Here is a 17,507-nt window from a genome sequence, read left to right as displayed (position 1 = left end):
ATCACCTACGACAGATTTGATCTAGGAGACGCCGAGCGGCCGCTCCTCGGCGGCGACCCTGGCGTCGTAGGCGGACCGTGCGACCGCGATGTGGTTCTGGTGCTCCTCGGTCCAGACGACCAGTGTCTTGATCGCCTCGTGCAACGTCGCGCCGAGCGGGGTCAGGGCGTAGTCGACGCGCGGCGGCACCACGGGGTGGACCGTCCGCTGGACGAGCCCGTCGCGTTCGAGCTGTCGCAGCGTCACCGTCAGCATGCGCTGGCTCACGCCGTCGATCTCGCGGCGGAGCTCGGTGAAGCGCATGGTGCGGCGCTCAAGAAGGGCGATCACGAGCAGCGACCACTTGTCGGCGATGCGGTCGAGGATCTGACGGACCTCGCAGTCAGCCCGCGTGTCCCACTGGATGACCTCGTCATCCATGGTTCCGCAGCAGTAACTCGGTGCCTTTGAAGTGCCGTCTTCCATGGTTCCCCATGGTGACGCATGATGCTCTCGGTTACAAGAAGGAACCGACATACCTTTCGATACCTAAGGATTCGCCGTGTCTGCCATCGTTCAATCGCCTCCGCTCGAGCGGATGACGCCGCGCGCGTGGGGCATGCTCTTCGTCCTGTGTGGCGCGATCTTCCTCGAAGGCATCAACGTCGCCATGCTCAACGTCGCCCTGCCCGCGATCAGGACCGATCTCGGCCTGACCACCGGCGAGCTGCAGTGGGTGATGAGCGCCTACGTGCTCGGCTACGGCGGGTTCATGCTGCTGGGCGGCAGGGCCGCCGACCTGTTCGGGCGGCGCAGGATGTTCCTGTGGTGGCTCGCGGTCTTCCTCGTGGTCTCCGCGGTGGGCGGCATGGCCGTCGAGGGGTGGATGCTCATCGCCGCCCGCTTCGTGGCGGGGGTCGCGGCGGCGGTCATGACGCCGGCCGGCCTGTCGATCATCACGACCAGCTTCGAGGAGGGCAGGCAGCGCAACCAGGCGCTTCTGGTCTACTCGGGCACCGCGGCCGGCGGGTTCTCGCTCGGGCTGGTGCTCGGTGGCCTGCTCGCCGAGGCCGACTGGCGGTGGGTGCTGTTCGCGCCTGCCGTCCTGGCGCTCGTCATCCTGGTGGCGGCGGTGCCGTTGATCCCGAAGGCCGACCAGCGGCGGCCGAAGGGGCAGCGGGTCGATCTGGCGGGCGCGGTCACGGTCACCGGCGCGATCATGCTGCTGGTCGTCGGCATCGAGCGGGCGACCCACGTGGGTCCCGGCGTGACAGCGGCCACGATCGCCGCGGGGCTGGCGCTGTTCGCGGCCTTCATCGTGATCGAGCGCAGGTCGCCTCATCCTCTCGTACGGCTCGGCATCCTCCGCTCGGGACCGCTGCTGCGCGCCAACCTCGCCGGGCTGCTGTTCTCGGCCGGGTTCTTCGGCTTCCAGTTCGTCGCCGTGCTCTACCTGCAGGAGCTGCGCGGCTGGACCTCGCTCGAGACGAGCCTGGCCATGCTGGCCATCGGCGCCGACGCCATCCTCGCGCCGACGCTGACACCCAGGCTGGTCAACCGCTTCGGCAACGCCAAGGTCATCCTGTACGGCCTGCTGCTAGCCGCACTGTCGTACGCGCTGTTCCTGCCCGTCGGCATGGACTGGACCTACGCCGCCATGTTCCCCACGATGATCATTCTCGGTGTCGCGTTCGCGCTCGCCTACGGCCCGCTGACGATCGTCGCCACCGACGGCATCGACGAGAGCGAGCAGGGGCTCGCCGGCGGCCTGCTCTACACCTCGTTCCAGTTCGGGGCCGCGCTCGGCCTGGCCGCCACCACCGCGGTCATCGTCACCTCGCAGGACCTCGCCGAAAGCTACAGGTCCGCCCTCGTCGTGCCGCTCGTCGCGGCAGGGCTGGCCGCCGCGGTCAGCGCCTTCGGACTCAGGAAGGGAAGCACCCGATGACCACCGCCTTCGCCGACATCGAGCAGGAGTTCAACGCCTTCGTCGGCTCGATCGTGTACTCCACCATGGTCACGGTCGACGCCGCCAACAGGCCGCGCACCCGCGTGCTCATCCCCATCTGGGAGAACGCCGACGGTCAGCCACTCGGCTGGCTGGCCACCTACAAGACGCCCGTCAAGGCCGCCCACCTGGCGGGGAACCCGAACACGAGCTTCTCCTACTGGTCGCGCGGCAACGACTCCGTGGCCATCGACGCGGTCGCCGAGTGGGTCGACGATCTGGACACCAGGCGTCGCGTGTGGGACCTGTACCGCAGGACCAGCCCGAGAGGGGCGGGCTACGACCTGGGGAACTTCTGGCGCTCGCCGTCCGACCCGAAGCTGCACGTCCTGCGGCTGGAGCCGTACCGCATCCAGGTCATCCGCGGCAGGGACCTGCGCAGCAGGATCTGGCGGAAGAGCCCCGCGCTCGCCTAGCGCGGACGGCACCCCGTCCAGCCGGACCGAACCCCGTGCGCGTGCGGGATGCGGGCCGGGGTTCTTCGGGGGACGTCGCCAGGATCCTCGGAGGTCAGCCGGAGACGCCGAGGACGAAGGCGACGGGAACCAGGGCGACGGTCAGGGCGACGGCCCACCACCTGGGGGCGGGCGCCTGCTTGAGGACGGTGACGCCGAGGGGGATCAGCGCGACGGCCAGGCCGAGGAGGGCGACGAGGGAGATCGGGTCGCTGCTGCCCTTGAGCACGCCGAGCGGCAGCCCGGCCGCCAGGGCGAGGGCGAGGCAGCGGACGATGCCCACCGGGCCCGCGCCGAACGCCTTGGCGCGGAAGGCGCCGACGGCCAGCACGATCCAGCCGGTCATGATGAAGAGGTTGACGGCCTTGAAGACGTGGAAGGCGCCGTAGGTGGTCTCGACCGCCTTCTGGGCGGCGGGCAGCCCGAGGACGTCGACGAGCTGGAAGGCCAGGTGGCTGACGCCGGCGTGGAAGACGCGCCCGAACAGTCCGAGGATCACCAGGGTGGCGCCCCAGCGGGCCCAGCCGGGGTGGGACAGGCCGATCCCGCGCGCCAGGGAGGTCACAGCGGGCCACAGCAGCACGACTCCCGCGGCGAACAGGCTGTAGGACAGGATCATCCGGCCAGGGGCGGCGGCGTAGGCGGCGAGCTGGCCGGGGAAGAAGTCGCTCTCGCCGAGCCGCGCCAGCACGCCGGCGATGAGCAGCAGCGGACCGAGCAGGAGGCCGACACCCTCGACCCAGGGACCGGGGAGTGTCGGACGGGGTGCGGGGTGGTTGATCGTCATGTCTGCCATTGAATCGGCGCAGGCAGAGGGGCACATGGGCGCTGAGGCGAGAGTGTGGGGTAGTCCTGGTACTAGTCGTCCAGGCCGCGGGCGCTCAGGGCCTCGCCCAGGGCGTCCGCGTGCCGCAGGGCGCTGACCACCAGCGGGACGGCGAAGGCCCGCATGCTCCACGAGACGCCGCGCGCCCGCTGCGCCTCTCGCACCCTGGTGGCGAGCTCCGCGATGACGGGGACGCTGCGCACGGTCAGCGACAGCAGCAGCGAGACGCGGAACGGGTCGATCCCGAGGGAGCGCAGCGGGCCGAAGCAGCGCTCCATGAAGGCCATCATGTCCGCGAACCTGGTGGTGAGCGTGACCAGCCCCGCCAGGGCCACGGCGAGGACGATCCGCAAGGTGGAGGAGACCGCCCCGTAGAGGTCCACCAGCACGAACTGCATCACGAACAGCACCGCCGCGAACCAGCGCACCGGCTTGACCTGCGCCCACGCCGCGGCGGGGCCCACCCCTGAGACGGCGTACAGCAGCACGACCAGCGTCGTGAACGCGCCGAGCGCCACGGGCGCCCCCAGCAGGAGCAGCGTCGTGCACAGCAGTGCCAGGCCGAGCAGCTTCGCGCCCGCGGGCAGCCGGTGCAGAAGCGAGTCGCCCGGCACGTAGAACCCGATCACCGGAACCTCTGGAGGAAGCTCGGCTCTTCAGGGCCGGGAGGAATCCGGACCCTGCAAGGGGTGGCCCGGCGAAGCCAGGACAGCCCTGAGCGCGAAGCGCGCATCAAGATTTGTCGGTCCTTCCCGCTAGGTTGATCGGCGTGTCCCGCTACCGCCTTCAGCCAACGCCCGCCCAAGAGCAGGCGTTGGCCGAGCATTGCGGGCACGCCCGGTATGTGTGGAACCTCGCCGTCGAGCAGCACGCGCATTGGAAGCCGGGCCGCAAGGGCGCGCCGGGCTTTGCCGAACAGTGCCGCCAGCTGACCGAGGCGCGAGCGGCCAACCCTTGGCTGGCCGCGGGATCGGTGACCGTCCAGCAGCAGGCGTTGCGTGACTTCGCCCAGGCCATGGCCAACTTCTTCGCCGGGACGCACCGGCGGCCGAGCTGGCGCAAGGCCGGACGGCACGAAGGGTTTCGAATTGTCGCGGTCAAGGCGGGCGATGTGCGCCGCGTCTCGCGGCAGGTGGGCGAGGTGAAGATCCCCAAGGTGGGGTGGGTGCGGTTGCGCTGGTCGCGTGCCGTACCCGACGGGGTGAAGTCCTACCGGGTCACCCGCGACCGAGCGGGACGATGGCATGTCGCCTTCGCCGCCATCCCCGAGCCGATCGCCGGACCGGGCACGGGCGAGGTGGTGGGAGTCGACCGTGGCGTGAGCGTCAGCGCGGCACTGTCCACGGGCGAGCTGCTGCACGCGCCCGGCCTGCGGGAGAGCGAAAAGAGGCGGCTGGTGCGGCTGCTGCGCAAGCTGGCCCGCGCCAAGCGCGGCTCCAACCGGCGCGGCAAGATCAAGGCCGCCATCGCGCGCCTGAAGGCGCGCGAGAGCGACCGGCGCAAGGATTGGGTGGAGAAGACCAGCACCGATCTCGCGCGACGGTTCGATGTGATCGCCGTCGAAGACCTCACCATCGGCAACATGACGCGGTCGGCGAAGGGCACCATCGAAGCGCCGGGCAGGAACGTCCGGCAGAAGGCGGGCCTGAACCGGGGGATCCTCGCCGCTGGATGGGGTCGGCTCGTGCAGCGGCTGGAGCACAAGGCTGCCGATCGCGTCCAAAAGATCAACCCGCGTTACACGTCGCAGACCTGCAACGCCTGCAAGCACCTCGCCAGGGAGAGTCGCGAGAGCCAAGCCCTCTTCCTGTGCGTGGCCTGCGGGCATCGGGCCAACGCCGACGTGAACGCGGCACGCAACGTCCGAGATACCGCCGCAGGGCATGCGGTGGCTGCGCGGGGACGCTCCGGGTTGCCGGGGCGGATGAACCGCGAACCTCAACCTGTCCTCCTTCCAGCGTAGGAACGGGTTGGAATCCTCCTCGTTCACGAGGGGGAGGATGTCAAGACATGAGCTTCCGGTAGTGGTCGACCGCCGCCTGGGGTGTCGAGTCGGCGACGACGCGGCCCTGGTCGAGGACGATGACGCGGTCGAAGGAGTCGAGCAGGCCGAGGTCGTGGGTGACGACGACGACCTGCTGGGGGAGGACGCGCAGCAGGTCGGCGACCAGGCGGGAGTGGCGCAGGTCGAGCAGCGTGGTCGGCTCGTCCATGATCAGGATCTGTGGTTCGAGCACCAGGACCGCGCACAGCGCCAGCAGCTGCTTCTGCCCGCCGGACAGCTGGTGGGCGGGGTGATCGGCGTGGTCGGCCAGGCCGTACCTGGTCAGGACCTCGCGCACCCGCTCCTCGACCTCGGCGCGGGACAGGCCCTTGCGGCGCAGCGAGAACGCGACGTCCTCGGCGACGGTCGGCATCACGATCTGCGCGTCGGGGTCGGTGAACAGGAACCCCACGTCGCGCCTGATGCGGGAACCGTGGTGGCGCGTGTCGAGGCCGAGGACGGTGACCTCGCCCGAGGTCGGCAGGGCCAGGCCGTTGATCAGGCGGGCGAGCGTGCTCTTGCCCGAGCCGTTCGCGCCGACGACGCCGATCCTGCGCTCGGGCAGCGCCAGCGTCAGGTCCGACAGCACCTCGCGCTCGCCGAGCGTGACGTTGACGCCGGTGAACTCGATCATTCACACCACCTCGAACAGGGCCGCGACGCCCATGCCGCCGCCGACCGCTGCGGTCGCCAGTCCCAGGGTCCCCGAGGGCGCGCCCGAACGCACGAGCCTGGTGAACAGCCTGGTCACCACCACCGCGCCGGTCGCGCCCCACGGGTGGCCGAGGGCGAGCGCGCCGCCTTCGGAGCAGACGCGGTCCATGTCGGCCTCCAAAGCGTCGGTCACCGCGAGGACCTGCGCGGCGAACGCCTCCACGATCTCCACCGCGGCGATGTCCTCCATGGTCACTCCGGTACGGCTCAGCACCCGCCGTACGGCCGGCACAGGACCCCAGCCGGGCAGCGAAGGGTCGCAGCCGACGACCGCGCCCGCCTTCAGCCGCAGCCCCGGCATCCCCGCGCGCAGCCGCTCGGGCACGACGGCGACGGCGGCCGCGCCGTCGCTGATGGGCGAGGAGTTGCCCGCGGTAACCGTGCCTCCGGGGACGAAGGCGGCGGGCAGCCGCGCGAGCGTCTCCTCGCGCAGGACGCGGGGCCGCTGGTCGGCGAGCCTGCCGTCGATCTCGACGAGCTCGTGGTCGAAGCGGGCGGCGACGGCTCTGGCGTGGCTACGTCGGGCGTAGTCGTCCTGGCGCTCCCTCGACACCCCGCGCGCGGCCGCGAGGGCCTCCGCGGCGGGCCCCATGTCGGGATCGGGGTGGCCCTCGGGCGCGAAGGGCGCCCTCTGGTACGGCTCGGCGGCGCCGCGCATGGTCCGCAGCGGCGCGGTCGACGCGCTCTCCACGCCACCGGCGACGACCAGGCCCGCCTCTCCCGCGCGGACGGCCTGCCCCGCCAGGAGGATCGCGGCCAGGCCGCTGCCGCACTGGCGGTCCACGGTGACGCCCGGCACCTCGTGCCCCAGGCCCGCCGCGAGCGCCGAGACGCGGGCGAGATTGCCGCCGGGACCCATGCAGTTGCCGAGCACGACGTCGTCGACCGCGAGGTGCGGGACCTCCCGCGCCACCGCCGCGATCACGGGCGCGGCGAGCTGGTCGGCCGTCAACGACTTGTAGGCGTGCCCCGCGGTGCCGATGGGGGTACGGCGGGCGGCCACGACGACGGGCTGTTCGCTCATCTCAGACGAGCCGCCTGATCTCGGGATCGCCACTGGCCAGCCGGGCGGCGACCAGGCCGCGCGCGGGCTTGCCCGTGGGGGTGCGGGGCAGGTCGCCCACGGCGTACCAGCGTCTCGGCCGCTGTGCCGCGTCGAGGCCGCCGCGCGCGACCGCTTCGAGCGCCGCCCGCGGGGGAGGGGATCCCTCCAGCACCGCGGTCACGACCGAGCCGAGCTGGGGGTGCGGCGAGCCGATGACCACGATGTCCGTGACGCCCGGCACACCGCGCAACACGGCCTCGACGTCCTCGGGCACCACGGTCGCGCCGCCGGTCTGGATCGCGCCGTCGCCGCGCCCGCGCAGCCGCAGCGGCTGCCCGGGCGCGTACGGCTCGGCGAGGTCGCCGACGCTCATCCAGCCCTCGCCGTCGGTCTTCAGCGGGCCCTTGGCCCCTGCCATGTAGCCCTCGGCCAGCCACGGCGACCGCGCCCACACCTCGCCCTCGCGCACCTGGATCTCGACCTGGGGAAAGGGGCGCAGTCCCGTGCCGTCGGCGTCGACGGCGACGAACGACATCTCGGTCGCGCCGTAGTACGACACGATCCTGACTCCGGCGCGCGCGGCCGCGTCCCGCGCGTGGGGAGGCAGGGCCGCGCCGCCCACTATCGCGGTGCGCAGCGGGCCGCCGACCTCCTCCAGCACGTCGAGCACGGCGGGCAGCCGGTGCGGCACCACGTGGACGACCGTCGCCCGCCTGAGTTGGACGGTCAGCGAGCCGGGCGACCAGCGTCCGGGGACGACGACCGTCGCGCCGGTCGCCAGCGCGTGGACGGCGGCGAAGCCGTACAGGGAGGAGACCAGCGGGCCGGGCACCAGCACGACGTCGTCGGGGCCGACGCCGGTCAGCTCGCTGAGATGCGGGAAGGAGCCCGCCCACGACGCGCGGGTGCGCACCACGGCGCGCGGCCTGCCGGTGCTGCCCGAGGTCAGGCACGCCCACGCCAGGTCGTCGTCGGCGGGATCCGCCGACGCCTCCGCGGTGCCTGTGGCCGGGAGGGATGCGTCGACGTGCAGGTCGAAGGGGGCCGCGGCCGGGAGGGGTATGTCGACGTGCAGGTCGACGGGGACCGTGGCCGCCACCCTCGCGCGCTGGTCCTCTTCGCAGAGCAGCGGCGTGGCGCCCGCCAGGTCGGCGGCGAGCACGGCGACGAGCTGGTCGACGGGGTCGGTCAGGGTGATCGCGACCAGCCCCTTGCCTGGAAGGGGCCGGGCGATCACTTCCCGCCAGAGTTCGGCGTAGGTGAGGGAACCTTCGGGGCCGCACAGCGCCAGTTGGTGAGGGCGTTCGATGGCATGGCGCTGGACCTGCGCGGCGACGGGCATGCTCGGCTCAACCGGCCTTGATCCGCTCGCGGTGGACGGCGGGGATCGCGTCGGGGTAGGCCCGCTGCGTGCCGCGCGTCACGACCGACGCGAGGATCGCCTTGACCACGTCGCCGGGCACGAACGCCAGGCTGAGCAGTGCCGCCTTGCCGAGCGGCAGCCCGGTGACGGCGGCCTGGACGGGGATGCCGAACAGGTAGATCACGCCGACGCCGCCCGCGAGGCACGCGACGAGCAGCCGGAAGATACCGGGCGACTTGCCACCGCGCTCGACGATCCACCCGGTGAGGGCCGCTCCTGGAATCCATCCGAGCAGGAAGCCCACCGACGGGCCGGTGAACACGCCGAGCCCGCCGCGCCCGCCCGCCAGCAGCGGCAGACCCGCCGCCACCAGGAGGACCAGCACCGCGACCGCGAGCGCGCCGCGCCACGAACCGAGGATCGCGCCGGCCAGCATCACGCCGAACGTCTGCAGCGTGATGGGGACGGCGTTGCCGAAGACGTTGAGCGCGCCCGGCAGACCGAGGACGGCGATCAGCGCGGCGAACACGCTGATCCTGGCGAGGTCCCCGGTCGGGAACCTGCGGCGGCTGGGGGATTCATTCATCATGCGTCTGATCCCACACCAGGACGTCTGGGTTCAAGCATGGAGAGATCCCACAACATTCTTGGCGTTCGTCTGAGCTACAAGGACGTGACAACGGTACCTGGCCCACTGACATGCGTGGTTTGCCCTGGCGTGGGTAGAAGCAGGCCCCGTCGTCTGGAGGTGTCGTCGTGATGTCCGAGCCCAACGGAGTCGTCGAGTACCTCAAGGAGCGCGTCGGCAGGGAGGCGGACTCCCAGGCGCACAGGGCCGCGCGCGGGATCCGCCAGTGGGCCGACGAGCTGGCGTCGACGACGGGCGGCGGTGAGCCGGGCTCGCCGGTGGACGCGGCGGTCCAGGAGATCGCGGACGTGGGACAGCGGGCGGCCGACTATCTGGAGCGGCGGGGATTCGCCGGGATCGCACGGGACGTCGGGGAGTTCGCCAGGAAGCGCCCCGTGCTCTTCGCGGTAGGAGCGGTCGCGGTGGGCTTCGTCGTCGGGCGGATGCTCAAGCCCTCCCAGGAGGACACCGAGCCGGCCGAGGAACCGTGACGGAGTCCCGGTGGGAACCCGTGGAGCTCAGGCGTTGCGCGGCTGGGCGGGCGTGGGCTGGGGGCGGGAGGTACGCAGGAGGAGCGCGCCGGTCAGGGCGACGATCACGGCGGTGCCGCCGTGCATGAGGTACGCCAGGGCGGGCACCCCGTGCTGGCTGAGGACGACGACGGCGTCGCCGAGGGGGATGAAGGCTATGGCGAGCATCGTGAAGCCGAGGGCGCGCACCGCGAGGGCGGTGGCGACACGGGACATGGCCGTGCTCCTTTGTTAGTTATTGGTCACTAAGTTTTGCGGGAATATGCCTTCCCGTGGGATGGGGGAAGGGCGGCGGTCAGGGGGCGAAATTGGACCAGACGCGGTGGTCGGGAGGGAAGCCGAGCGACACCAGCGTGTTGATCAGCATGCCGTACGACATGAAGAAGGTGGTCTCGTGCACGTCCGCGCCGAGCAGCAGGTGCATGGAGTCCCACCAGTCCTCCCACACCTTGCGGATCTCCGTGCCGAACTCCTCCTCCATCGCGGCGACGGCCACGTAGACCTGCATCTGCATGAACAGCATGTCGCGGTCCTTGATGAGCTCCTTGTACGCGGCGGCCATCGACATGTGCGGGTCGTCGGGGTCGATGGCCTCCTCCAGCATCCTGCGGGTCTCCGACAGGCAGCGGGTGGCGGCGGCCAGGAAGATGGCCTGCTTGCCGGGGAAGAGCCGGAAGAGGTATGGCTGGCTGACCCCGACGCGGCGGGCGATCGCCTCGGTGGAGGTGCCGTGGTAGCCGCCGCGCCCGAACTCGGAGATCGCGGCGCGGATGACGCTCTCGCGCCGTTCCTCGGCGCTCATTCTGACCATGAAAGTAAGTTAGTGGCTAATCACTAACGGGGTCAAGTTCGGCGCACCGAGCGCCGTCCAATAGTGTCCGGGTCATGAGCACTCACTTCGACGTTGTCGTCCTCGGCGCGGGCCCCGGGGGATACACGGCGGCCGTCCGCGCCGCCCAACTCGGCCTTCGCGCGGCCGTCATCGAGGAGAAGTACTGGGGCGGCGTCTGCCTGAACGTGGGCTGCATCCCCTCCAAGGCGCTGCTGCGCAACGCGGAGCTGGCGCACATCTTCACCAAGGAAGCCAAGACCTTCGGCATCAACGGCGAGGTGACCTTCGACTACGGCGCCGCCTTCGAGCGCAGCCGCAAGGTCGCCGACGGCCGCGTCAAGGGCGTCCACTTCCTGATGAAGAAGAACGCGATCACCGAGTTCGACGGTCGCGGCACCTTCCGGGACGCCAACTCCATCGAGGTGAACGGCGAGACGATCACCTTCGACCACTGCATCATCGCCGCGGGCACCACCACCAAGCTCATCCCCGGCACCAGCCTGTCGGACCGCGTGGTCACCTACGAGGAGCAGATCCTCACCGAGGAGCTCCCCGGCAGCATCATCATCGCGGGCGCGGGCGCCATCGGCGTCGAGTTCGCCTACGTGCTGCACAACTACGGCGTCAAGGTGACGATCGTGGAGTTCCTCGACCGGATGGTGCCCCTGGAGGACGAGGAGGTGTCGAAGGAACTGGCCAAGCGCTACCGCAAGCTCGGCATCGACGTGCTCACCTCGACCAGGGTCGACGGTATCGAGGACACCGGCGCCTCCGTGAAGGTGACGGTCACCAAGGACGGTCAGCAGCAGGTGCTCGAGGCCGACAAGGTGCTGCAGGCGATCGGCTTCCAGCCGCGCGTCGAGGGCTACGGCCTGGAGAACACCGGCGTGAAGCTCACCGACCGCGGCGCCATCGAGGTCGACGGGCGCGGCCGTACCAACGTGCCGCACATCTTCGCCATCGGCGACGTGACCGCCAAGCTGATGCTGGCGCACGCCGCCGAGTCCATGGGCGTCATCGCGGCCGAGACGATCGGCGGCGCGGAGACCATGGAGCTCGACTTCGTGATGATCCCGCGCGCGACCTACTGCCAGCCGCAGATCGCCAGCTTCGGCTTCACCGAGGCGCAGGCGCGCGACCTGGGCTACGACGTGAAGATCGTCAAGTTCCCCTTCACCGCGAACGGCAAGGCCCACGGGCTCGGCGACGCCCAGGGCTTCGTGAAGATCGTCGCCGACGACACGCACGGCGAGCTGCTCGGCGCCCACCTGATCGGTCCCGAGGTCACCGAGCTGCTGCCCGAGCTGACCCTGGCCCAGCAGTGGGACCTGACCGTGCACGAGGTCGCGCGCAACGTCCACGCCCACCCGACGCTGGGCGAGGCGGTCAAGGAGGCGATCCACGGTCTCGCGGGTCACATGATCAACATGTGAGTTTCCCGGCTGCGAGGGACGCGTCCGAACTGTCGGTGCCGTCTGGTTACATCGGGGACATGGGTGTGAGCGTCGAGGAGTTCCTGCGGATCGTCATGCGGCTGCCCGAGGTGTCGCAGCACGAGAGCGCCGGCTATGTCGGCTTCAAGGTGGCGGGCAAGGGGTTCGGCTACCTGTGGGAGGAGACCGAGACGGTCGGGCTCAAGGCCACCGTGGAGGAGCAGCTCGCACTGGTGGCCGAGCGGCCCGAGGTGTTCGAGGTCCAGTTCACCGCGGGCAGGTTCGGCTGGGTCGTGGTGCGGCTGGGCGGCATCGAGGCCGACGAGCTGACCGAGATGGTCTTCGAGGCCTGGTCGCTGTCGGCGCCCAAGCGGCTGCTGACCTCCGTGTGACGGCGAAGGCCATGCCCGCCGGTGGGGAGGACGTAGTGCCAGCCTTCCTGCCATCCGAAGGGGGCGTCGATCAGGTCCTCGATCGAGGCTCCGGCCAGCAGGCAGTCGAACGCCCATTTGTTGGCGGAGTGTGCGATCACGAGGACGTGGCCGCCGTCCCAGTCAGTCGCCAGATCGTGCAGGAAGTCGTTGGTGGCTTCGAGGACCTGACGGTAGCTTTGCCCGCCGGGAAAGGGATCGTCGATGTGCTTGGCACGTTCGGCGGCCAAGACAGTGAGTCGCCGTCCCTGCTCGGAGAGCTTGCCGGGCAGCCAGCCGGTCGCGATGCCCTTCTCGTTGTCATCGGTGAGCGAATGGGTCTCGTAGACGATCTGGACTGTCATGCTGACTCCGTTCCGAAGATCGTTGCTTGGGCAGCCGGCAGCAGGGGGCGTCCGCCCCGGATGCTGCTCACATTCAACCGGCCTGGCATCGCGACAGCGCGCCGCATCCTGGTGAGGCCCCCTGGTCACAGGCGAGCGCTGGAAATCGGGCGGCGGCGGTCCGCGGCGGTGTGATCTACTTCGACGCCGTGGATCTGACGCAAGGCTGGGACAGCGTGGCGACGCTGGTCGACGGCAGATGGATCGAGCGGCGGCCGCGCAGGCCCGAGGTGGCCGAGCTGCTGATGATGGAGACCACGGTGATGCCGTGGCTGGCCCCGCAGCTCCCGATGAGGGTTCCCGTTCCCTGGGTGGTCGACGCGGATCCGCTGGTCGTCAGGCACGAGGCCGTTCCCGGCGGCCCGGTGGGTGAGCTGACCGCCGCCCACGGCCGCAGGATCGGCGCCTTCCTCAGGGCGCTCCACCGCGCGGACGTGGCTGAGGCGGTCGAGCGCGGCCTGCCCGACAGGGCCGCCGAGGAACGCGAAGCCCTCGTCGAACGGCTCCGTGACGTGGTCGTCCCCATGGTCGCTGATCGCGCCCCCGCCCACGCGCTGCTCGACAGGGTCGGCGAGCTGCCCGCCGACACCGTGGTCCATGGCGACCTGGGCCCTGAGCACCTGCTGGCCGAGGGCGGCGAGCTGACCGGCGTGATCGACTTCTCCGATGCCCACGTGGGCGACCGGGCGCTGGATCTGTCCTGGATCCTGTACGGCACGCCCCGCCCCTTCGCCGACGCCGTCGCCGACGAGTACGGCGTGAGCGAGCAGGAGCGCGACCGCGCGCTCGTCTGGCACCGGCTGGGCCCCTGGCACGAGGTCCTCTACGGCCTCGACACCGATGATCCGTCCAGCGTCGAGTCCGGCTTGGAGGGCGTGGCGGCCCGCCTCACCCTCGGGCAGGAGGCGCGGACCGCCATCCGTCGATCACCGGAGCCCGCGGCCAGGGTGACGAGCCGTTGAACGACGCCCACCGGCAACGTACGACGACAGGCACGACAACGGCTGGGTCTCCTACTGGACCACCGCCCGCGCCCGCGGCAGGGGTGTGGCCGCGCGGGCCACGAGCCTGCTGGCGGAGTGGGCGTTCGCCGAGCGCGGCCTGTACCGGCTGGAGCTCGGGCACCGGATGAACAACCCCGCCTCGTGCCGGGTCGCGATCAACGCGGGCTTCCGTCCCGAGGGCGTGGAGCGCGGAAAGCTCGTCTACGACGGGGTTCGCCACGACGTCGAACGGCACGCTCGGCTGGCCACCGACTGATCCGCTCCTCTACCCTCAGGCTGTGGACAGCGAGAGCCGGGCGGCGGCCGGCCTGCTGGCGGCCATGAGCCGGGCGGCGGCCGCGTTCGACGAGCTGCGCCATCCCTTTCTCAGGCGCGAGTCGCTGACCTGGTTCCAGCCGGGTGGATGGACGACGGGCGTGCTGTTCTCCCTGCCGGACGGGCGGGCGGTGCGCTTCTCGGTGTCCTTCGCCCACTCGGAGACATTCTTCCAGGTCAGCGGCGAGGCGATGGTGGAGGAGCGGGCGCTGGTCGAGCTGCCGACCGTGAGGGCGGAGAGCATCCACGAGGCGTTATCCCTGCTGGACGAGCAGGTGGGGGAGGTCGTCTCGCCCGCGAGGTGGCTGCTCGAGCAGCTCATGGAGGAGATCGCGGAAGAGGTCACGGAGACGTGAGGGCCTGCGGCGCGCGTCTCATGGAGGGGCCGGACGGGATCACAGAGACCTGAGGCCCTGCAGTACTTCACGCAGCACGCCCACGTCCTCGGCGGCTTGCCGTACGGTGACCAGCTGGCGCTCGCGCAGGTCGCCGAGCAGCACGCGGACCACGCCGATCGACAGCCCGGTGGCGGAGGCCACCTCGGCGACCGAGACGGGGTGGCGGCAGGCGGCGAGCACCTTGAGGTATTCGGGGGTGAGACCCGCCGAGGGCGAGGGCACGCCCGTGGCGGCCACGATGGCGATGAGGTCGAAGTCCTCGCCGATGGGGCGGGTCCGGCCGCGCGTCATCATGTACGGCCGTACTAACCAGTCTTCACTCATTCCTCGCCTCCGGGGAGCGGCCAACAGTAGCAACCTCTGACCCGTCGGAGACAGTATCGGCGGGGCGCTTCCCCGCCGACAAGCGGGGCTCAGTCGGCCCGCAGGACGATGGACAGATAGGCGTCGCCGCCGGTGCCGTCGGCGACCGCGTCGGCCAGCACGACGGCGATCGCGTCGTAGGCGGTGGCGTCGGCCGCGCGCAACGCCCCCGGGTTCGTCCAGACGAGCACGTGCTCACCAGGGGGGAGCCACGACAGGTCGGTGAGGCTGTCGTAGAGGGCGTCGAGGTTGTAGCCGAAGTAGGAGGGGAACTTCAGCGCGGAGGCGATGGCGGTCATCACGCTGTCGGAGGTGTCGAGCCGCGCGCCGTCGACCCGGTGCTCGAATCTCATCGCTTCACGTCCACCGCGACGAAGGACCGGTAGTGGTCGCCCGTGTAGTAGAGCTCGTCGACCCTGGCGCCGGTGACGAGCCTGCGCGCCCCCCTGTCGGGTGAGCCGGGGGTCGGCACCGTGTACTCGTGGTAGTAGCCGCGCTTCTGCTGGGGCAGGATGCGCTCGCGGTTCTGGAAGACCACGCCGTCGCGCCGGTAGGGGAAGGGGCCGTCGCTCTGGATGAGCCGCCAGGTCTTGGCCGCCTCAGGAGGAAGCGCGGACAGCGCCTTCTCGGGCAGTGCCGCCGGTGGGGGCGCGGAGCGCGACTCCTCGGGCAGTGTCGCCGGAGCGGTGGCGGCGCCGCAGCCCCCGATGAACGTTCCGATGGCGAGCGGGAGCGCCGCGATGCCCCTGAGATTCACCTCTCCTGGCGTACCCGGACAAATGACTGGACGAACTTTGTCTAGTTGTCAGACAATCCTCTTATGAAGAACGTCCTCGCTGCCGCGGTCCTCTGGGGCACGGCCGGCACGGCAGGGTTGCTGATCACCGCCGATCCCGTCTCCGTCGCCGCGGCTCGCCTCGTCATCGGCGGGCTCGTGCTCGCCTTCATGGCCAGAGGGGTGCGGATCACGCCCGCCCTGCTGCTGGGCGCGGTCGCCGTGGCCGCCTACCAGCTGTGCTTCTTCGCCGCGGTCAGCCGTACGGGGGTGGCCATCGGCACCGTCGTCGCGATCGGCAGCGGCCCCGTCTTCACCGGACTGCTCTCCCGGCAGTTCTCCGCGCGGTGGGCAGCGGCGACGGCCGCCGCCATCGCGGGATGCGCCGCGCTGGTCGCGGGCGGCGGGGCCCAAGCGGGCGACCAGGTCGTCGAAGGCGTGCTCCTGGCTCTGCTCGGCGGCCTCCTCTATGCCTTCTACGCGGTCACGGCGGCCCGCGCCATCGACGCAGGCGCGCCGTCCGACGGCGTGATGGGCGTGATGTTCGGCGGCGCCGCCGCCATCATGCTGCCGATCCTGATCGCGACGGGTCCCGGCTGGCTCGCCGAGCCGCGCGGCCTGCTCGCCGCCCTCTACCTCGGCCTCGGCACCACGGCCCTGGCCTACTTCCTGTACGGCAGGGGCCTGCGCACCACCCCCGTCGCCACCGCGGCCACCCTCGCCCTCACCGAGCCCGCGGTCGCCGCGCTGCTCGGCCTGGTCGTGCTGCACGAGACACTGAGCCCCGTGTCATGGGGCGGGCTGGTGCTCCTGGGCGTTAGCCTCGTGGCGGTGGCCGTCCCGAGCAGAAAGCCGACCAGGGAAGGACGGCCGGCACCAGAAAGGGAGCCGATCAGTGCTGAGGCCGGTGTCGACGGTCAGCGCGCTCGCTGACGCGCTGCGGCAGCGGGTGCTGTCGGGCGAGATCGATCCGGGCACGCCGTTGCCCGAGCAGGAGCTCGCCGCACTCTACGGCGTCGCCAGGCCCACGGTCAGGGAGGCGCTGGCCGCGCTCGTCCACGAGGGGCTGCTCAGGCGCGAGCGTAACCGCAGCGCCTATGTCCCCGAGGTGACGATCGAGGACCTCGACGACCTGATGTTCGTCCGCAGGCCGCTGGAGGACCTGATGGCGCGCGCACTGGCGGGCCGGAGGGTGCCCGAGGCCGACGCGGCGCTGGAGCGGATGGCCGCGCTGCCGGACGACGCGCCGTGGTCGGACGTGGTGGCCGAGCACATGGCGCTGCACGCCGCGCTGATCGAGGCGGTGGGCAGCCCGCGGCTGGTCAGGCTGTACGGGGCGCTCGCCGCGGAGACGCGGCTGGGGCTCGTCGGGCTGCGCAGGGTGTACGAGGACCGCGAGCAACTGGTCGCCGAACACCGCGCACTTCTTGACGCGATAGCGGGCGGCGACGCACAGACTGTTGTCAAGGAGCATCTCGGCCATTCCTGGGGCTCCGATCCCTTGCGGTAACAGGGCAAAGGTCGCAAGAATCGCGGCCATGCACGTGCCGGACTCCTACGTGTACGTCACAGAGGAGGGCGTGACCCGTCACTACGCTGACGGCAGCGTCGAGGCCCTCGCCTGGGAGGACGTCGTCGAGGTTCGAGTCGCGGCCGAGACCGAAACCGAGATCCTCTACATCCTCCTCGACCGCGACGGGGAGGGCTGCGTCGTGCCCAGGTCGGCCACCGACGCCACGTTCCTCGCCCGGCTGCGCTACCTGCCCGACTTCGATCTCGATCGGCTGCACCTGGCGGCGGAGACCGCCCGTGACGGAGTGATCGTGGTGTGGCGGAGTCCTGAGCCGCCCTCCTCGCTCCCTGACCTCGAATACGACTGATCACACACTGTCACAGCATGTGATCACCTGTGCTTTTGGCACTAATGGACCGTTCCCGTCAAGCGCGAAATGCGTCCGATGTTGGTCATCTGCTCTTATAT

At 70.7% G+C, this 17,507-nt stretch carries 24 protein-coding genes and 1 pseudogene; 13 read left to right on the top strand and 12 right to left on the bottom strand.

Annotation, left to right across the window (positions count from 1 at the left end; translation table 11 throughout):
- Positions 1 to 21: 21 nt before the first annotated feature.
- Positions 22 to 420: a helix-turn-helix domain-containing protein gene (locus AB0B45_RS11535; protein WP_358128560.1), complete on the bottom strand. Its 399-nt coding sequence runs from the start codon at positions 418 to 420 to the stop codon at positions 22 to 24.
- A 121-nt stretch (positions 421 to 541) separates the two neighbouring features.
- On the opposite strand from AB0B45_RS11535, the gene AB0B45_RS11530 reads away from it, so the two are divergent.
- Together AB0B45_RS11530 and AB0B45_RS11525 are read left to right on the top strand one after the other, a co-directional pair.
- Complete coding sequence (locus AB0B45_RS11530; protein ID WP_358128557.1) at positions 542 to 1,927, top strand: MFS transporter; 1,386 nt, start codon at positions 542 to 544, stop codon at positions 1,925 to 1,927.
- A complete protein-coding gene (locus tag AB0B45_RS11525) occupies positions 1,924 to 2,403 on the top strand; it encodes a pyridoxamine 5'-phosphate oxidase family protein (protein WP_358128555.1) in 480 nt (159 codons plus the stop codon). The genes AB0B45_RS11530 and AB0B45_RS11525 overlap by 4 nt, the downstream gene beginning before the upstream one ends.
- 94 nt (positions 2,404 to 2,497) lie before the next feature.
- Here the strand turns inward: AB0B45_RS11525 and AB0B45_RS11520 are convergent, their stop codons facing one another.
- A complete protein-coding gene (locus tag AB0B45_RS11520; protein ID WP_358128553.1) occupies positions 2,498 to 3,229 on the bottom strand; it encodes a hypothetical protein in 732 nt (243 codons plus the stop codon).
- Positions 3,230 to 3,300: 71 nt separating this feature from the next.
- A complete protein-coding gene (locus tag AB0B45_RS11515; RefSeq protein WP_358128550.1) occupies positions 3,301 to 3,897 on the bottom strand; it encodes an energy-coupling factor transporter transmembrane protein EcfT in 597 nt (198 codons plus the stop codon).
- Between the two features lie 140 nt (positions 3,898 to 4,037).
- Here AB0B45_RS11515 and AB0B45_RS11510 point away from each other — a divergent pair, with 140 nt between their 5' ends.
- Complete coding sequence (locus AB0B45_RS11510) at positions 4,038 to 5,231, top strand: transposase (protein ID WP_358128547.1); 1,194 nt, start codon at positions 4,038 to 4,040, stop codon at positions 5,229 to 5,231.
- Positions 5,232 to 5,271: 40 nt separating this feature from the next.
- On the opposite strand, the gene AB0B45_RS11505 is transcribed toward AB0B45_RS11510, so the two are convergent.
- From AB0B45_RS11505 to AB0B45_RS11490, 4 genes are read right to left on the bottom strand one after another with little or no spacing between them, the layout of a single operon-like run.
- Positions 5,272 to 5,946, bottom strand: coding sequence for an ABC transporter ATP-binding protein (locus AB0B45_RS11505; protein ID WP_358128544.1), 675 nt, complete (start codon positions 5,944 to 5,946; stop codon positions 5,272 to 5,274).
- The gene (locus AB0B45_RS11500) at positions 5,947 to 7,050 is read right to left on the bottom strand and encodes a thiolase family protein (protein ID WP_358128542.1); all 1,104 of its coding nucleotides are present in this window, start codon (positions 7,048 to 7,050) and stop codon (positions 5,947 to 5,949) included.
- Between the two features lies 1 nt (position 7,051).
- On the bottom strand, positions 7,052 to 8,413 hold the full coding sequence (locus AB0B45_RS11495) for an AMP-binding protein (protein WP_358128539.1): 1,362 nt from the start codon (positions 8,411 to 8,413) through the stop codon (positions 7,052 to 7,054).
- 7 nt (positions 8,414 to 8,420) lie between these two features.
- On the bottom strand, positions 8,421 to 9,023 hold the full coding sequence (locus AB0B45_RS11490; protein WP_358128536.1) for a biotin transporter BioY: 603 nt from the start codon (positions 9,021 to 9,023) through the stop codon (positions 8,421 to 8,423).
- 170 nt (positions 9,024 to 9,193) lie between these two features.
- On the opposite strand from AB0B45_RS11490, the gene AB0B45_RS11485 reads away from it, so the two are divergent.
- A complete protein-coding gene (locus tag AB0B45_RS11485) occupies positions 9,194 to 9,553 on the top strand; it encodes a hypothetical protein (protein ID WP_358128534.1) in 360 nt (119 codons plus the stop codon).
- A gap of 27 nt (positions 9,554 to 9,580) precedes the next feature.
- On the opposite strand, the gene AB0B45_RS11480 is transcribed toward AB0B45_RS11485, so the two are convergent.
- Both AB0B45_RS11480 and AB0B45_RS11475 read right to left on the bottom strand, forming a co-directional pair.
- Entirely contained in the window at positions 9,581 to 9,808 is a 228-nt protein-coding gene (locus tag AB0B45_RS11480; protein WP_358128532.1) for a DUF4267 domain-containing protein, read from the bottom strand.
- Positions 9,809 to 9,887: 79 nt separating this feature from the next.
- Positions 9,888 to 10,403 (bottom strand): TetR/AcrR family transcriptional regulator, encoded by a 516-nt coding sequence (locus AB0B45_RS11475; RefSeq protein WP_358128530.1) that lies wholly within the window; start codon positions 10,401 to 10,403, stop codon positions 9,888 to 9,890.
- A gap of 74 nt (positions 10,404 to 10,477) precedes the next feature.
- Between AB0B45_RS11475 and lpdA the strand changes: the two genes are divergently transcribed.
- The 6 genes and pseudogenes from lpdA (at position 10,478) to AB0B45_RS11445 (ending at position 14,346) form a co-directional block, all read left to right on the top strand.
- Positions 10,478 to 11,857: a dihydrolipoyl dehydrogenase gene (lpdA, locus tag AB0B45_RS11470; RefSeq protein WP_358128527.1), complete on the top strand. Its 1,380-nt coding sequence runs from the start codon at positions 10,478 to 10,480 to the stop codon at positions 11,855 to 11,857.
- A 59-nt stretch (positions 11,858 to 11,916) separates the two neighbouring features.
- The gene (locus AB0B45_RS11465) at positions 11,917 to 12,249 is read left to right on the top strand and encodes an MmcQ/YjbR family DNA-binding protein (protein ID WP_358129415.1); all 333 of its coding nucleotides are present in this window, start codon (positions 11,917 to 11,919) and stop codon (positions 12,247 to 12,249) included.
- 35 nt (positions 12,250 to 12,284) lie between these two features.
- Entirely contained in the window at positions 12,285 to 12,806 is a 522-nt protein-coding gene (locus tag AB0B45_RS11460) for a hypothetical protein (protein ID WP_358128525.1), read from the top strand.
- A gap of 14 nt (positions 12,807 to 12,820) precedes the next feature.
- Positions 12,821 to 13,633: a phosphotransferase gene (locus AB0B45_RS11455; RefSeq protein WP_358128522.1), complete on the top strand. Its 813-nt coding sequence runs from the start codon at positions 12,821 to 12,823 to the stop codon at positions 13,631 to 13,633.
- 43 nt (positions 13,634 to 13,676) lie between these two features.
- Positions 13,677 to 13,931: pseudogene (locus tag AB0B45_RS11450) on the top strand (GNAT family protein); the annotation flags it as partial.
- A gap of 22 nt (positions 13,932 to 13,953) precedes the next feature.
- Positions 13,954 to 14,346 (top strand): hypothetical protein, encoded by a 393-nt coding sequence (locus AB0B45_RS11445; protein WP_358128520.1) that lies wholly within the window; start codon positions 13,954 to 13,956, stop codon positions 14,344 to 14,346.
- Between the two features lie 39 nt (positions 14,347 to 14,385).
- On the opposite strand, the gene AB0B45_RS11440 is transcribed toward AB0B45_RS11445, so the two are convergent.
- The 3 genes from AB0B45_RS11440 to AB0B45_RS11430 form a co-directional block, all read right to left on the bottom strand.
- Positions 14,386 to 14,712: a DUF742 domain-containing protein gene (locus AB0B45_RS11440; protein WP_358128518.1), complete on the bottom strand. Its 327-nt coding sequence runs from the start codon at positions 14,710 to 14,712 to the stop codon at positions 14,386 to 14,388.
- Positions 14,713 to 14,801: 89 nt separating this feature from the next.
- Entirely contained in the window at positions 14,802 to 15,104 is a 303-nt protein-coding gene (locus AB0B45_RS11435; RefSeq protein WP_358128515.1) for a barstar family protein, read from the bottom strand.
- Entirely contained in the window at positions 15,101 to 15,508 is a 408-nt protein-coding gene (locus AB0B45_RS11430; RefSeq protein ID WP_358128512.1) for a ribonuclease domain-containing protein, read from the bottom strand. The genes AB0B45_RS11435 and AB0B45_RS11430 overlap by 4 nt, the downstream gene beginning before the upstream one ends.
- Positions 15,509 to 15,571: 63 nt before the next feature.
- On the opposite strand from AB0B45_RS11430, the gene AB0B45_RS11425 reads away from it, so the two are divergent.
- Genes AB0B45_RS11425 through AB0B45_RS11415 form a run of 3 tightly spaced genes read left to right on the top strand, consistent with a single transcriptional unit; the run spans position 15,572 to position 17,406 of the window.
- Positions 15,572 to 16,459, top strand: coding sequence for an EamA family transporter (locus tag AB0B45_RS11425; RefSeq protein ID WP_358128509.1), 888 nt, complete (start codon positions 15,572 to 15,574; stop codon positions 16,457 to 16,459).
- On the top strand, positions 16,422 to 17,036 hold the full coding sequence (locus tag AB0B45_RS11420; protein WP_358128506.1) for a GntR family transcriptional regulator: 615 nt from the start codon (positions 16,422 to 16,424) through the stop codon (positions 17,034 to 17,036). Before AB0B45_RS11425 ends, AB0B45_RS11420 begins: the two co-directional genes overlap by 38 nt.
- A 28-nt stretch (positions 17,037 to 17,064) precedes the next feature.
- Positions 17,065 to 17,406: a hypothetical protein gene (locus tag AB0B45_RS11415; protein ID WP_358128503.1), complete on the top strand. Its 342-nt coding sequence runs from the start codon at positions 17,065 to 17,067 to the stop codon at positions 17,404 to 17,406.
- Positions 17,407 to 17,507 lie beyond the last annotated feature (101 nt).

Source organism: Nonomuraea sp. NPDC049152 (assembly GCF_040648355.1).
Lineage (GTDB): Bacteria > Actinomycetota > Actinomycetes > Streptosporangiales > Streptosporangiaceae > Nonomuraea.
This window is presented reverse-complemented; position numbering and strand designations above follow the sequence as displayed.